This is a genomic window from Flavobacterium sp. ACN2, assembly GCF_002303885.1.
Taxonomy (GTDB): domain Bacteria; phylum Bacteroidota; class Bacteroidia; order Flavobacteriales; family Flavobacteriaceae; genus Flavobacterium.
In genome coordinates this window covers 109,217-124,071 of the sequence record NZ_MRCM01000004.1, presented here as the reverse complement: position 1 = coordinate 124,071, position 14,855 = coordinate 109,217, and the positions used below count along the sequence as shown (strand labels likewise).

General features: G+C 33.9%; 14 protein-coding genes. 9 read left to right on the top strand and 5 right to left on the bottom strand.

Annotated elements, in window-relative coordinates; genetic code table 11:
* Positions 1 to 49: 49 nt before the first annotated feature.
* From BSF41_RS23880 to BSF41_RS06045, 5 genes are all read left to right on the top strand, one after another.
* The gene (locus tag BSF41_RS23880) at positions 50 to 1,867 is read left to right on the top strand and encodes a tetratricopeptide repeat protein (RefSeq protein ID WP_216359039.1); all 1,818 of its coding nucleotides are present in this window, start codon (positions 50 to 52) and stop codon (positions 1,865 to 1,867) included.
* 3 nt (positions 1,868 to 1,870) lie between these two features.
* A complete protein-coding gene (secG, locus tag BSF41_RS06060; RefSeq protein ID WP_095928621.1) occupies positions 1,871 to 2,215 on the top strand; it encodes a preprotein translocase subunit SecG in 345 nt (114 codons plus the stop codon).
* A gap of 144 nt (positions 2,216 to 2,359) precedes the next feature.
* Entirely contained in the window at positions 2,360 to 2,635 is a 276-nt protein-coding gene (groES, locus tag BSF41_RS06055; protein WP_008467105.1) for a co-chaperone GroES, read from the top strand.
* Between the two features lie 78 nt (positions 2,636 to 2,713).
* The gene (gene groL, locus BSF41_RS06050) at positions 2,714 to 4,345 is read left to right on the top strand and encodes a chaperonin GroEL (protein ID WP_095928620.1); all 1,632 of its coding nucleotides are present in this window, start codon (positions 2,714 to 2,716) and stop codon (positions 4,343 to 4,345) included.
* A 452-nt stretch (positions 4,346 to 4,797) separates the two neighbouring features.
* A complete protein-coding gene (locus tag BSF41_RS06045; protein WP_095928619.1) occupies positions 4,798 to 5,997 on the top strand; it encodes an ectonucleotide pyrophosphatase/phosphodiesterase in 1,200 nt (399 codons plus the stop codon).
* Positions 5,998 to 6,320: 323 nt separating this feature from the next.
* Here the strand turns inward: BSF41_RS06045 and BSF41_RS06040 are convergent, their stop codons facing one another.
* From BSF41_RS06040 to BSF41_RS06020, 5 genes are all read right to left on the bottom strand, one after another.
* Positions 6,321 to 7,160 (bottom strand): oxidoreductase, encoded by an 840-nt coding sequence (locus BSF41_RS06040; RefSeq protein ID WP_095928618.1) that lies wholly within the window; start codon positions 7,158 to 7,160, stop codon positions 6,321 to 6,323.
* A 92-nt stretch (positions 7,161 to 7,252) separates the two neighbouring features.
* A complete protein-coding gene (locus BSF41_RS06035; protein ID WP_095928617.1) occupies positions 7,253 to 8,161 on the bottom strand; it encodes an AraC family transcriptional regulator in 909 nt (302 codons plus the stop codon).
* 334 nt (positions 8,162 to 8,495) lie between these two features.
* Entirely contained in the window at positions 8,496 to 10,025 is a 1,530-nt protein-coding gene (locus BSF41_RS06030; RefSeq protein WP_095928616.1) for a SulP family inorganic anion transporter, read from the bottom strand.
* Positions 10,026 to 10,272: 247 nt separating this feature from the next.
* The gene (locus tag BSF41_RS06025) at positions 10,273 to 10,518 is read right to left on the bottom strand and encodes a hypothetical protein (RefSeq protein ID WP_095928615.1); all 246 of its coding nucleotides are present in this window, start codon (positions 10,516 to 10,518) and stop codon (positions 10,273 to 10,275) included.
* Position 10,519: 1 nt separating this feature from the next.
* On the bottom strand, positions 10,520 to 11,509 hold the full coding sequence (locus BSF41_RS06020; RefSeq protein WP_095928614.1) for a hypothetical protein: 990 nt from the start codon (positions 11,507 to 11,509) through the stop codon (positions 10,520 to 10,522).
* An 89-nt stretch (positions 11,510 to 11,598) separates the two neighbouring features.
* On the opposite strand from BSF41_RS06020, the gene BSF41_RS06015 reads away from it, so the two are divergent.
* The 4 genes from BSF41_RS06015 to BSF41_RS06000 all read left to right on the top strand — a co-directional run bounded on the left by BSF41_RS06015 (position 11,599) and on the right by BSF41_RS06000 (position 14,799).
* A complete protein-coding gene (locus tag BSF41_RS06015; RefSeq protein WP_253251763.1) occupies positions 11,599 to 12,681 on the top strand; it encodes a sensor histidine kinase in 1,083 nt (360 codons plus the stop codon).
* Positions 12,657 to 13,370 carry a LytTR family DNA-binding domain-containing protein gene (locus tag BSF41_RS06010; RefSeq protein ID WP_095928613.1) on the top strand — a complete coding sequence of 238 codons (714 nt, stop codon included), beginning with the start codon at positions 12,657 to 12,659 and terminating at the stop codon, positions 13,368 to 13,370. The genes BSF41_RS06015 and BSF41_RS06010 overlap by 25 nt, the downstream gene beginning before the upstream one ends.
* A 263-nt stretch (positions 13,371 to 13,633) precedes the next feature.
* Positions 13,634 to 14,146 (top strand): tetratricopeptide repeat protein, encoded by a 513-nt coding sequence (locus tag BSF41_RS06005; protein WP_172426861.1) that lies wholly within the window; start codon positions 13,634 to 13,636, stop codon positions 14,144 to 14,146.
* 191 nt (positions 14,147 to 14,337) lie between these two features.
* Positions 14,338 to 14,799 (top strand): hypothetical protein, encoded by a 462-nt coding sequence (locus BSF41_RS06000; RefSeq protein WP_095928611.1) that lies wholly within the window; start codon positions 14,338 to 14,340, stop codon positions 14,797 to 14,799.
* Positions 14,800 to 14,855 lie beyond the last annotated feature (56 nt).

Here is a 14,855-nt window from a genome sequence, read left to right as displayed (position 1 = left end):
ACAAGCAAAAACAAATAAACAATTAACCGATCAAACAAAAAAACAAATAATGAACGTTAGCGATTATACCTACTTAATGAATAAACCCGATGCTATTACAGAAAAGCAGGCGGACGCATTAGGAAGTGTTTTGAATGAATTTCCGTATTTTCAAAGTGCGCGCGCATTGCGATTAAAAGGACTTTACAATCAAAATAGTTTTAAGTATAATTATGCTTTGAAAGTTACAGCAGCATACACGGCTGATCGTTCTGTTTTATTTGATTTTATTACATCTGAAGCTTTCACCTCTATTCAAAATGATTTTTACGAACAGAAATTGAGAGATCTTCTCGAGATTACTGTTTTTGACAGTGAAATAATTTCACCAGAGCAGATTCAAAAAGCAATTGAAGTAAAAGCAGATATTGAAGAACTACCTGTTTCAGATACAATTAAAGAAACTCAACCTTCGGTTATTGAAACACCTTCGGTTGTACAGCCTGCAAAAGTTGAAGAATTTGCAAAAACTGAAGAACCAGTAAAAGTTGAGGAAATAAAAGCTCAAGAACCAGTAATTGTTGAAGAGCCTAAAAAATTTCCAGAAATAGATCCTTCTATTTTTCTTGCCATAAAAGAGGCTCAAACAATAACTTTTGAAAAGCCATCAATTAAGGAAGAAGAGCCAAAACCAATTCCTGAAATAGATTTTTCTATTTTTGCGATAAAAGAAGCACAAAATGTAACTTTTGAAAAACCTATAATAGAAGAGGAAAAACCAAAACCTCTTCCAGAAATAGATTTATCTACTTTTACTGCCATAAAAGAAGCGCAAACTGTAACTTTTGAAAAACCTACAATAGAAGAGGAACAGAAAATTGATTCTGTTGAACTTACTATTTCAGGTAATATAGAAGAAGAAGTTGAAACAGCTCCGTTTTCAGAATCAATACAAACTGAAGAACCTAAAATTGATCGTATAGAGAGTTCCATTTTAAGTTCGATAAAGGGCTCTGAAACACCTTCTCTACCAGAACCTGTAAAAGCTGAAGAACCTAAAAATGAGCGTGTCGAAAACTCTATTTTAAGTTCGATTAAAAAAGCAGAAGCCAAAAGCGCTGAACAACCTATAGAAACTGAAGAAGTAAAAGCAGATCCTATTGTAGAAGAACCTGCTCTAAATGTTGTTGAAGAAGATGAAGACGACAGCGTAATTGAAGAAATGATTATTCCAGAATTTAAAATGAACTCTGTTGAACGATCTATTCTTTCTTCGATTAAAGAAGCTGAAACAAAAACACCTGAGGAACCAAAAGCAGAAATCCTAGAAGTTCTTAAATCTGAGGATAAAGAAGAAGAGCAAATCATAGAAGAAAATGAAGAGCCGCTTGAAGAAATAATCGAAGAGGAAGAGCCTAATGAGCCTGCTAGAACAGCTGCAGAACATTTAGAAATTGGAAAACCTTTGGATTTTTCTCTTAGCGAAAAACATTCATTTCAAGAATGGCTTCAATTGTCTCGAACAGAACCAATTGACCGCTCAAATGAAATTTCTCCAGAAGAACAAGCTAAAATTGAAGCGGCTAAAGAAGAAGAGAGACAAAAGAAGGCTGAAATTATCGATAAATTTATCGAAACCAATCCGAAAATCTCTCCAATTAAACCTGGAACAAGTACTCCAACAGTTCAAATTGAGCCCGTTATAGAGGACAATTCGTATTTAATGACCGAGACTCTGGCCAGAGTATATCTGGAACAAAAGAAATATACAAAAGCAATTCAAGCTTATGAAATATTAATTTTGAAATATCCAGAAAAAATTACTTTCTTTGCAGACCGCATATCGGATATAAAGATTTTACAACAAAATAACAATAACAATAATTAAGTAATGAGCACATTTTCAATTTTTTTAGTTTTAATTACAATAGTTTGTTTTCTATTGATCATCGTTATCATGGTACAAAACCCTAAAGGAGGCGGATTGTCTTCTACTATCAGCGGAACGCAGATGTTAGGTGGAGTACAAAAAACAACTGACTTTTTAGATAAAAGTACTTGGACTTTAGCTACTGTTTTAATTGTGCTAATTTTACTTTCTAGCTTAAGCTTCTCTGGATCTTTAAGTGATACAGATTCTAAAATCATTGATAAAACTGAAGCTCCTGTAAATGCACCTGCAGCTCCAGCACAAGGAACTACTCCTGCTCCTGCAACACCTGCACCAGCAAAATAAAAAGTAGCTCGATATACAATCTAATGCCAGCCTGTCAAAGCTGGCATTTTTTTTAAGAAATAATGTCAGTTTTTCTAGCATGGCATAGTTTCTGAAAGTTTATAGAACAGAAAAAAAACGTATAACTTATAATAATATAAAATCATGGCTTTAAACATTAAACCGCTTTCAGACCGCGTACTTATCGAGCCTGTTGCAGCTGAAACTAAAACTGCCTCAGGTATTTTTATTCCAGATACTGCCAAAGAGAAACCACAAAAAGGAACTGTAGTTGCAGTAGGAAACGGAACTAAAGATCACACAATGACTGTAAAAGTTGGAGATACTGTTCTTTACGGTAAATATGCTGGTACTGAATTAAAATTAGAGGGTACTGATTATTTGATTATGCGTGAAGACGATATCTTAGCAATCATCTAAAAAATATTGTATTAAGTACGAAGTATTAAGAACTTCATTTAACTTGAAACAAATCAAACTTTAAACAAAAATAAAAAAATGGCAAAAGATATAAAATTTGATATTGAAGCACGTGACGGATTAAAACGTGGTGTTGATGCATTAGCAAATGCTGTAAAAGTAACTCTTGGACCAAAAGGTCGTAACGTAATTATCGGAAAATCATTTGGTGGACCAACTGTTACTAAAGATGGTGTTTCTGTTGCAAAAGAAATCGAATTAAAAGACGCACTAGAAAATATGGGTGCGCAAATGGTAAAAGAAGTTGCTTCTAAAACCAATGATTTAGCTGGAGACGGAACTACAACGGCTACAGTTTTAGCGCAAGCAATTGTAAAAGAAGGTCTTAAAAACGTTGCTGCGGGTGCAAACCCAATGGACTTGAAACGTGGTATCGACAAAGCTGTTGAAACTATCGTGGCTGACTTAGCAAAACAAGCTAAAGTTGTTGGAAGCGATTCTGATAAAATCAAACAAATTGCTTCTATCTCTGCTAACAATGACGAAGTTATTGGTGAATTAATCGCTACAGCTTTCGCTAAAGTTGGAAAAGAAGGTGTTATCACTGTAGAAGAAGCTAAAGGAACTGATACTTTCGTTGACGTTGTTGAAGGAATGCAGTTTGACAGAGGATACCTTTCTCCTTATTTCGTAACAAATCCAGAGAAAATGGAAGTTGAATTAGATTCTCCTTACATTTTATTATACGACAAAAAAGTATCTTCTTTAAAAGAATTACTACCAGTTTTAGAGCCAGTTGCTCAATCAGGAAAACCATTATTGATTATTGCTGAAGATGTTGACGGAGAAGCTCTTTCTACATTAGTAGTAAACAAATTAAGAGGTGCGCTTAAAATTGCTGCTGTAAAAGCTCCAGGTTTCGGAGACAGAAGAAAAGCAATGTTAGAAGATATCGCAATCTTAACTGGCGGAACTGTAATTTCTGAAGAAAGAGGTTATACGCTAGAAAATACAACTATCGAAATGTTAGGAAACGCAAAAAGAGTTTCTATCGATAAAGATAATACAACTATCGTAAGCGGTGCTGGTGAAGCTGATATCATCAAAAACAGAGTAAACCAAATTAAAGGTCAGATGGAAACTACTACTTCTGATTACGATAAAGAAAAATTACAAGAGCGTTTAGCTAAATTAGCTGGAGGTGTTGCAGTTCTTTATGTTGGTGCAGCTTCTGAAGTTGAAATGAAAGAGAAAAAAGACAGAGTTGATGACGCTCTACACGCAACTCGTGCTGCTGTAGAAGAAGGAATCGTTGCTGGTGGTGGTGTTGCTTTATTAAGAGCTAAACTTGCTTTAGCGGATTTAAAAGCAGACAACGCTGACGAAGCTACTGGAATCCAAATCGTTTCTCGCGCGGTTGAAGCTCCATTAAGAACTATCGTTGAAAACGCTGGTCTTGAAGGTTCTGTTGTTGTGGCTAAAGTTTCTGAAGGTTCAGGTGATTTTGGATACAACGCTAAAACTGACGAATATGTAGACATGCTTACTGCTGGAATTATCGATCCTAAAAAAGTAACTCGTGTAGCTCTTGAAAACGCTGCATCTGTTTCTGGAATGATCTTAACTACAGAATGTGCATTAATTGATATTAAAGAAGAAAATGCTGGAGGCGGAATGCCAATGGGAGGCGGAATGCCAGGAATGATGTAATTCATTCTCTTCTTAAAACTTAAAAGCGCTGGATTTACTTCTGGCGCTTTTTTTTAGCCACGAATTCACGAATTATATTTTCAAATCTGTGTGTTTATTTTTTGCCACAGATTTCATTGATTTAATGGATTTTCCAAGCTTTCTCTATAATTTTTTTCACGCAGATTTTACTGATTTTGGCAGATCTATGCAGATTAAAATTTAAAAAATCTGCTTAAATCTTTTTTAAATCTGCGTGAAAATTTACTCCCACAGATTTCGCAGATTTTATTTTAATCCTTTTAATCTGTGTAATCTGTGGCTAATAAAATAGATACAGATTATAAAAAAAATAATTCGTGAATTCGTGGCTATTCTTCGGTCGAGTCGTGGCTATCTTTTTTATTTAACATTCTCTTTTTCTTTAAAAAATCTGTTATCTCTACCTTTGCAGTTCTATTAAAAATTGCACAATGAGAACATTCACAACTCACTTTTTATCTTTCACATTTTTACTTCTTACTACTTTTTTACAAGCCCAAAATAGCAAAGACAATTATGTTGTTTTAATTTCCATGGACGGATTTCGTTGGGATTATGGCAAAATGTATAATCTTCCGAATCTGAAGCAAATTGAAAAAGAAGGCGTTCATGCCAAATCAATGAAACCTTCTTACCCAAGTAAAACTTTTCCAAATCATTATTCGATTGTAACGGGACTTTACCCAGATCATCACGGAATCATCAATAATGTGTTTTATGATGCTTCTTTGAATCAATCTTTCTCATTATCTAGTAATGCTAAAAATGATTCGAGATTTTATGGCGGAAATCCGATTTGGAATTTAGCTGAACAGCAAGGTGTAAAAACCGCTTCTTTCTTTTGGCCAGGTTCTGATATTGACAAAAGAAATCCGAGTTATTTCAAAAACTACGATGGTAAAGTTCCATACGGCACTAGAATTGATACGGTTATGAAATGGTTACAGCTTCCAGAAAAGCAACGTCCGCATTTGGTTACTTTATATTTTGACGAACCCGATCATACAGGTCATAATTTTGGTCCGCTTTCGCCAAAAACTGAAAAAACAGTGATCAAAATGGATTCGATTATGGGCGAAATATCAAGAAGATTAGATCAATTGCCTATTGGAAAACAAATTAATTTAATTATCGTTTCAGATCACGGAATGGCCACCATCAGTAACGATAAAAAAGTAGCTGTTTTAGATTATTTAAAACCAGAATGGCTAGGATATAAGGATGTTGTCAATCCAATTATGAGTTTGCAGGCAAAACCAGGCTATCAGGATTCTATTGCCAATGCTTTGAAAAAAGTGCCACATATTAAATTTTGGAAAGCGACAGAAGTCCCAAAAAGATTACATTACGGAACAAATCCGCGTGTGCATGATTTCGTTATAGAAGCCGATAAAGGTTGGAGTTTAGTAAGCAAAGAAAGCACACATATAAATGGCGGAACGCATGGTTATGACAATGAGGAAAAAGACATGCACGCTATATTTTATGCAAAAGGTCCTGCTTTTAAAGTTGATAAAACAGTAAAAACATTTCAGAATGTGTCGGTTTACCCTTTAATTGCTCATATTTTAGGTCTGCAGATTGGAGAAATTGACGGGAAGTTAAGTGATGTAAAATCGATGCTTCGCTAATAAGAGAATGAGGCAATTAGAAAATTTGATAATTAGAAAATTCTTGAATTAAATAATTAATTGAATTGCCTGCAACTAAAGCTGAATAAAAAAATTAAACTTTATAAGAGAAAGGCTTTAGGCAAACTTTGTCGTTTGGCTAAAGCCTTTCTTCTATTCTAAATGCTTACCTCCAGCTAAAGCTGGAGGCAATTCAAAAAAAACAAATTCGCACAGTATATATCTGTAGAGACGCACCGCAGTGCGTCTCTACAGACATACATGATGTCAAATCATTTTCTAATTAACAAATTTTCTAATTGACACATTATCAAATTGGCCCATTAAAAACCAGTCGAAACCGAAACCGATTTCCATCCTTCTAATTCTTTCTGAACACTTGCTATTTTTTGGTTTGCCATATTAAAAGCATCTTCACCTAAAAATAAATGCAAAGGCGGATTTTGGTCTTGACTTACTTTAATTAAAGCTTCCGCCAATTTAACTGGATCACCTGGCTGATTCTCATTGATATCGTCTTTATGAGCACTTTCAGATTGTCTCACTTCTTTATACTCGGCAATTGGATTTTCTGGCACTAAAAGCGAGCTGTCTTTTAAGAAATCGGTTCTAAAATAACCTGGATAAACAATTGTAGCATGCACTCCAAAAGGCTTAATTTCTGCCGCTAAAGATTCAGTTAGACCTGCAACCGCAAACTTAGTCGAGCAGTAAATTCCCCAACCCGGAAATTCCCCATAATATCCTCCAACAGAAGAAATATTAAAAATATGCCCCGATTGATTGGCACGAAGAATAGGCATTGCATTTCTAATTACATTTAATAATCCGAAAACATTTACTTCGTAGTTTTTTCTAGCTTCTGCATCTGTTAATTCTTCTAAAGCTCCTAATAATCCGTAACCAGCATTGTTGACTAAAACATCGATTGTTTTAAAATGATTTACGGCTTTATCAATTGCTTTTTTTACACTTTTTTCATCCACTAAATCCATCTCAAGAGGAAGAAAATTCTCTGATGCTTTTCCTAATGCTGCACTTAAAGAAGCTTCATTTCTTGACGTTGCAGCCACTTTAAAACCCTCTGCTAATAATTTTTTAGCTAACTCTAATCCAAGTCCTTTTGAAGCACCTGTAATGAACCAAACTTTGTTATTTCCCATGACTTTAAATTTTTACGTTTATAATTACAGGACAAAGGTATTGGCGAAGCGCTTCTTAAAAATTAAAGCAATCAAGTAAGAAGTTACAAAAATCAATCAATTTCTGATAATCGATAGTTTTTAGGAGAAACCTGGACATTTTTTTTGAAGAAATTAATAAAATGAGACAATTCTTCAAAACCTAAACACCAAGCAATTTCATTAATATTCCAATTAGTTTGCTTTAAAAGAATCATGGCTTCCTGAACAATTCTCTCCGAAATGATCTGAGAAGTTGTTTTTCCTGTTGTTTCTTTTAACGCTTTATTTAAATGATTTACATGTACATTTAACTGATTGGCATATTCTGACGGCGAACGAAAATTAATTTGCTGTGAAATGGATTCGACAGGAAATTGTCTTTCTAATAATTCTAAAAACAAAGAAGAAACTCGAATTGTAGCATTCGATTTACTATATAATGAAGCAGTTACGGTTTGTGTTTTTAATGCTAAATGAATAATTTCAAAAACCAGATTTCGAAGCACATCATATTTAAAAGCATAATCAGAATTGATTTCTTCGAACATTTTTAAATAAACTGTTTTTAGAGATTCTGCTAATGCTGCAGAAACAGGAACAACAGGATTCCCGCCTGGCTGAAATAATGGATATTCTTTTAAATTTCCAAACTGACTAAAAAATGCATCTGTAAAAATACAGAAAAAGCCCGTTTGATTTTCATCAATATGCTCCCAACTATACGGAATTTGTGGATTTGCAAAGAATAATCCCTGATCTTCAATCGCTACAACCTTATCTGCATAATGCACTTTGTTTTTACCAATGATTAAACTTATCTTATAAAAGTCTTTTCTGGTATAAGGCAATGGATTGCAAGTGCTTCCAACATAATCATCCAATTTAAAAACATTAAAATGTCCGATCTCCTTTTTAAGATTCTCCGGCATTCCTTTTATTTTTACTGTATAAAAGTCTTCTAAAGTTTCTGTCAGTTTCATTTGGCAAAGTTACAAAAATCAAATTATTTCAATTAGATAATTTGAGAATGTGTCAATTAGAAAATTTGATAATAAACTGATTGTCACCTTGAACGAAGTCGAAGGGTGCTCTAATTAGCTCGCGGGCTTCGACTTCGCTCAGCCTGACAAAAACACCAAACCCGACAGATTTTAAAACCTGTCGGGTTTGTTATTTATATACATTGTGTAGACGCACTGCAGTGCGTCTCTACAGATACACGTTTCCAAAATCATTATCTAATTATCAAATTGCCACATTTTCTAATTGACACGTTCTCAAATTAACACATTATCAAATGGACACATTATCTAATTAACTAACCACTTTATATGTCGGATCTTCAATAACATTAACATTTATAACCGCATCTGCATTTTTGAGTAATTGCCTGCAGTCTGGGCTTAAATGCTGCAACTCTACTGTTTTATTTAGCTGATTGTATTTTTTTGTCAGATTATTTAAAGCTTCTATTGCCGACATATCAGAAACTCGACTTTCTTTAAAATCTATTATAATATGATCAGGATCGTTCTGAATATCAAATTTTTCTAAAAAAGCGGCAGTTGAACCAAAAAATAATGGCCCATAAATTTCGTAATGTTTTATTCCATCTTCGTCAATATAATTTCTTGCACGAATTCGTTTAGCACTTTCCCAAGCAAAAACCAAAGCCGAAATAATTACGCCAATTAAAACCGCCAAAGCCAGATTATGCAATACAATCGTGATTAATGCCACTAGAATTCCAACAAAAATATCATGTCTTGGCATTTTATTGATAATCTTAAAACTTGCCCATTCAAAAGTTGTAATGGCCACCATCATCATGACTCCAACTAAGGCCGCCATGGGCAGTTTTCCAATTACGGGTGCTCCAAAAAGTATGATAATCAAAATGGTCAGAGAAGCAATAATTCCCGAAAGCCTAGCTCTAGAACCAGCTCCAAGATTTACCAATGTTTGCGCAATCATTGGGCATCCCCCCATTCCGTAAAAAAATCCGTTTAAGATGTTCGAGCTTCCTTGCGCAATACATTCTCTATTGCTGTTTCCTCTTGTTCCTGTAATTTCGTCAACTAAATTCAGCGTAAGCAAACCTTCTGTTAAACCTACAGCGGCAACTATTACCGAATACGGAAATATCACTTTAAAAGTCTCAAAAGAAAATGGAATATTCGGAATATGAAACGGTGGAAATCCGCCTTGAACCGAAGCAATATCTTCTACCGTTTTAGTTTCAATATTAAAAACAATAACCAAAGCAAAAACGACCATAATAGCTACTAAAGATGCTGGAACCGCTTTTGTAATCTTCGGAAAAATCAAAACAATTGCAATGGTCAAAGCTACCAAACCTAACATAATGTAAAGCGGAGTTCCTTGAAGCCAAGAAACCTGACCGTTCACCATGGTTTTAAACTGTTCTAGCTGCGACATGAAAATCACAACCGCCAAACCGTTTACAAAACCAAACATAACGGGCTGCGGAACTAATCGAATAAATTTTCCAAGTTTAAAAAGTCCGATACAAATCTGAACCACGCCACCCAATGCGACTGCAGCAAAAACATATTCAATTCCGTGCGATTTCATTAAGGCAATCAAAACAATTACCGTCGCCCCTGCACCGCCTGAAATCATTCCAGGTCTTCCTCCAAAAATAGCGGTAACCAATCCCGCAATAAAAGCAGCATACAAACCAACTAATGGCGGAAATCCAGCTAAAATAGCAAACGACAACGATTCTGGAATCATGGTCATTGCTACAGTTAAGCCCGCTAAAATTTCGTTTTTATAATTGACTTTCTGGCTAAAATCGAAGAGTTGGAATGCTTTTTTCATGGGCACAAAATTAGAAAAATAATATGCAAAAAAGCACAAACCTTTTCGTATTGAAAAAGCAGTAAGGATAGGAGAATTTAAACAGCTTTATTAAGTGAGCTGTTCTAAAAGGAAAAGTAAAATCGAAAGTATAAAACCGATCATTTCTGTATTTAATTTTAAATTAAAATATTATGCAAAATACTTACAAAAAAAGGAAATACAGCTGCGTATTTTCACCCGATTTAATTTTGATGGTTTCAAAACATTATTCTAATCGTACACAAGTATAACCTAAACCTGCAACATGACTCATAACATTATCGTATTGCAAATCAAAGCCTTCTATTCTTAATATCTTATCACAATCTTCCAAATCAAAATTAATTTTATAATTTGGAAACCGATTTTTCATCACTGCAAGTATGTAATCTCCGTCAGATTTTTTCTCAACATTGGTTTTAAAAATTTCCACTATCATTTCTTCTTGTTTTAATTCTTCTAACTTGTACATTTTACTTTCTATTAAAAAGGTTGTAGGAAGCTCCAAATCTTAAATAGCCTTGTGTATCTTCTTTCTGATCGTAAACATATCGGTTCGTTCGCTCTCCTCTTTCTGTAAGTCGCGCGCTTACCACATTATTAAAACCGCCTTTTACAAATGCAATCAGTTTGGGAGTAAAACTATATTCATAAGTAATTCCAGATCTTAACTCTAGCTGGTTCAATTCGTAAACCCCTTTTAAAGTTGGAGTATCTAAGTTCAAATAAAAACTTTCTGTATTCAATTCTGTTCCTAACGAAATTCTTCCGTTTTCTAACAATTCTCTTCTAAACAAAATACGCTGAGGCAAAATAAAGTCCATATCCCATTTTGATTGTTTGAATTTATGGTTTATAGAAAAAAGCGGCGTAACAGGTACAATCGATGATGGATCGAGCAATACTAAAGCCCCAGCGGTAATGGTGGTCGAAGGTGTTCTTTTAAGCACTAAAACTGCCGATGCAAAACCTTTTAAACGCTGCAGTTTTTCTTCGTCGCCGTCAATAGTCGCCGTTGCATTGTAAATAACTGGTTTCTTAAAAAGTGTCGACATATAAGTTGCTGTCAGTGCCCCTGCCCAAAAATGAAATTCCTGATTCTCCTTTGTATACGTTTGATTGGTTTGATAATTATAAACATCTCCAAATCCAAAATTTTCATATTTATAGCGAAGCGAAGTTGTTAAAACTAACTTTTTAGATTTTGAAGCGTAAAACGGAAGATTGAAAGCGGCTTTGAAACGATTGTGCTCCTCGATTCTCCCTCTTTCAAATTTATTGCCCAACAATCTTGAATCGTAATTTGATGGCCCTAAAACTTCATATTGCACATCAAAAGTTCGCGTGTTCGGAAATTTATCAACCACGGCTTTTGCAAAGGTTTTGACACCTGGCTCTTTTTCCTGAGCCATGATTGGAAAAGCGGAAAAAACAAACACAAGCGACATGATTTTAGATTTCATACAATTAGGATAAATTATTTTGGGGTATAAATAAAACTTGGATCCAAAAGTAATTGACATGTCTCTCTTTTTATAGCAATTTTATACCAGTGGCGTATGATTTATACGAATGGCGTTGGTATAAATTATCGCTTTCAAATGATTATAAACTATACGATTATAGTATTTTTGCCGTTATGACAATCGCAAAAATCTATCAAAACTTCTTTCTACGAAATCTTCTCGTAAACACACTTGTTTACTTAGTCATTCTCGCTTGTGTTTACGACGAAATAAAACTCGACGGGCACAGCTGGTCTTATATACTCAGCAAAATTGCAGTGGGCTATTTTCCGTGTATTGTCTGGATTACCATTTTCAACATCTGCATTATCAAACCTTTTCTTTTTCATAAAAAGTTCAAAATCTTTTTTACGCTTCTTGCCATCTATTGGACTTGTTTTTATTTCTTCATGAACTGGTTTCTTCCGCTTGTGGAGTTAGGAAATTTAAAAGCGCTTCAGATTGTGTCGTTAATCATAAATGGCTGTTTTTTTTATTTCCTGCATATTGTTATTAGCAAAAAAATGAGTCAAGCCGATAAAGACATTATGAATTTTAAGTCTGAACTTTCGTTTTTAAAACAGCAGCTCAATCCGCATTTTTTATTGAATGCAATGAATAATCTTTATGGAGAAGCCCTTGCAGAACCCGACAAAGTTCCAGATCGAATTCTAAACCTTTCAGACATGCTGCGCTACCAAATTGAAGCTTCTAAAAAGGATTTTGTTTCAATGGAAGAAGAAATAGCCTTTATCAAAAAATATATAGAATATTATACGTTTAGAAACGAAAGACTCGCTGTAAAACAAAACATTGAAGGCCTGCACAGTCAAATCGAGATTCCGCCTTTGTTTTTTCTGCCTTTGGTTGAAAACGCTGTCAAGTTTTCTGCCGAAACAGTAGAACCGTTTATTAATCTGGATTTGAAAGTACAATGCCGAGGCGTTATTTTTACCTTAAAAAACAATTATCTCGATTCGGGTTCACGACTTTCGAGCACAGGAATCGGAATTGAAAATCTAAAAAGACGTTTGGAAGTTTATGGCTTAAAACACAATTTGAGCTGTAAAAAAGATAAAAATATATTTACCGTAAAATTGACCATATGGCACTTACCTACCGCTGTCTGATAATTGATGACGAATCGCCGGCCCATAAGGCCCTGATTTCGCACATCTCAAAATTTGACGAACTGGAACATTCTGGAAGCGCTTTTAACGGTATGGAAGCCATAAAACTGCTCAACGAAAACCAATATGATATTATTTTTCTCGACATTAATATGCCTGTAATTTCGGGTGTAGAATTAATGGAACTGCAGCCCAAACGCCCAATTACGATTGTGACAACGGCTTATTCTGACTTTGCGCTTTCGGCTTACCAAAACGATGCGATAGATTATTTAATGAAACCCATTTCGTTCGATAAATTCTCAAAGGCAATCGAAAAAGCCAAAACGTACCATTCTGGAAATAACCTTAAAAAAGAAAACACCACCGACGAAAAAGTGCTTTCTTATCGCTCAAACGGACAAGTAATTGAAACGCCTCTTTCTGATATTTTATATATAGAAAGTCTAGGCAATTACATGAAATTGTACAACTGCAAATTAAAATCTCCTATTGTCATTTACGGTTCGCTTGCGAGTATAAGTGCCGAAATTGATTGTGCGCATTTTGTACAAGTTCACAGATCTTATATTGTAAATACAACCAAAATTTCTGCTGTTACAACCAAAAATCTTACGATGTCTAATGGCGATATTATTCCTGTGGGAAGGAAGTATCAGATTCTGCTAAATAATTTGCCAATTAGATAAATTCTGAAAGTTTAATAGCACCTGTCGAACAAGCGTTTTGTGTGAACGCAAAGTTTTTTTCAATTTATTGAAAAGGTTGCTTGAATAGGATGCTCATTCCAGAATCTTTTACATAAAATCCCTTTCTAGTTAAAATAATTATATATTTTTGTAATAAAAAACCTATCTTTATGAAAAAATATTTAATACTAGTTATATTTTTATTTCAATCCTGCAATAAACAATCTAATGATAATACAATATTTTTCTATTCAAATAATAATATGATGTCAGAAGAATATATGCGAATTGCAATGAAATATGCTGAAAAGGACAATTACCAAAAAGCTAGAGAATATCTCCTTAAAGCATACGAACTTAGCCCAAATGATACGGCAGTACTTAGTTACTTAGCTAATCTTGAGTTGTATCAGAAAAATTATGACGAAGCAATAAGATTAGAATACAAAGTTATCGAGATTATAGAAATTAACCAATCTCCTACGGGTTATATTGAGAATGACATTCACCCTTATTTATCTTTGAGTAATATACTCTGCATTGCAAAAAGATATAAAGAGGCAATAGAAATTTCAAAAAAAGCATTAGCTCTTGTTGGAGATGACAATTTAAATTTAAAAGCAAGTCTCTACTGTAGATTATCTATTGAAAATTTTGATCTGGGTGATTATGAAGAATCGCTGATGTATGCCGATAAATCACTTAAAATTGATTCTGACAATCAATATCTTAAAGAATTAAAAGTTAATATTTCTAAACTTCGAAATTCAAAATAATCGAAATATTAAAGAAACAAAAAATAGACTTTTTTTGTTTATAATCGTTTCTCGAAAACCCGATAGCGCGGATTTGCAATCCGTGCCCGTATAGTTTGGAAAATTGTGTTTACAAGTAGTTGTGTCTAATAGTTGCGGACACGGATTGCAAATCCGCGCTATCTTTGCGTATAAACATCAAAATAAAAAACATGAATTGGATAATTCAAAAATCAGATAAATTAGAATTCCATACTAACCTAAAAGAAATATTAAAACCAATTTTATTCGAAATACAAGAATATAATTGGGTAATTAGTGATTTAGATTTTATATCTGATAAGGAACTTCCTATAAATTATGAGAAAGAATTTGTTATTTTAACAAGTCAGGAATTTAATGAAATTCTAAATTCTCAAACGCAATTTATTTGGGGCGTAATATCTGGTTTTCCAAAAGATAACGAAATAGTAATTGATGAAAACAATTTACCTTACGCAGAAGGAAATGATTTAATATGGAAAAATGGAAATTTTCAAATTCCTAATTCTACAATCGAAATTTCGGCAATTGACAGCTCTTACACTATAATTAAATTTAAAGATGAAAATCTTTCTAAGATTTTTACAAATTACTTTAATGAAGCAATCGAATTAGAAAAATTTAATTCATAGAGGCTACTTTTAATCTTTCCTTTTGAAATAAGCAATAGCTTCTATAGCACCTGTCG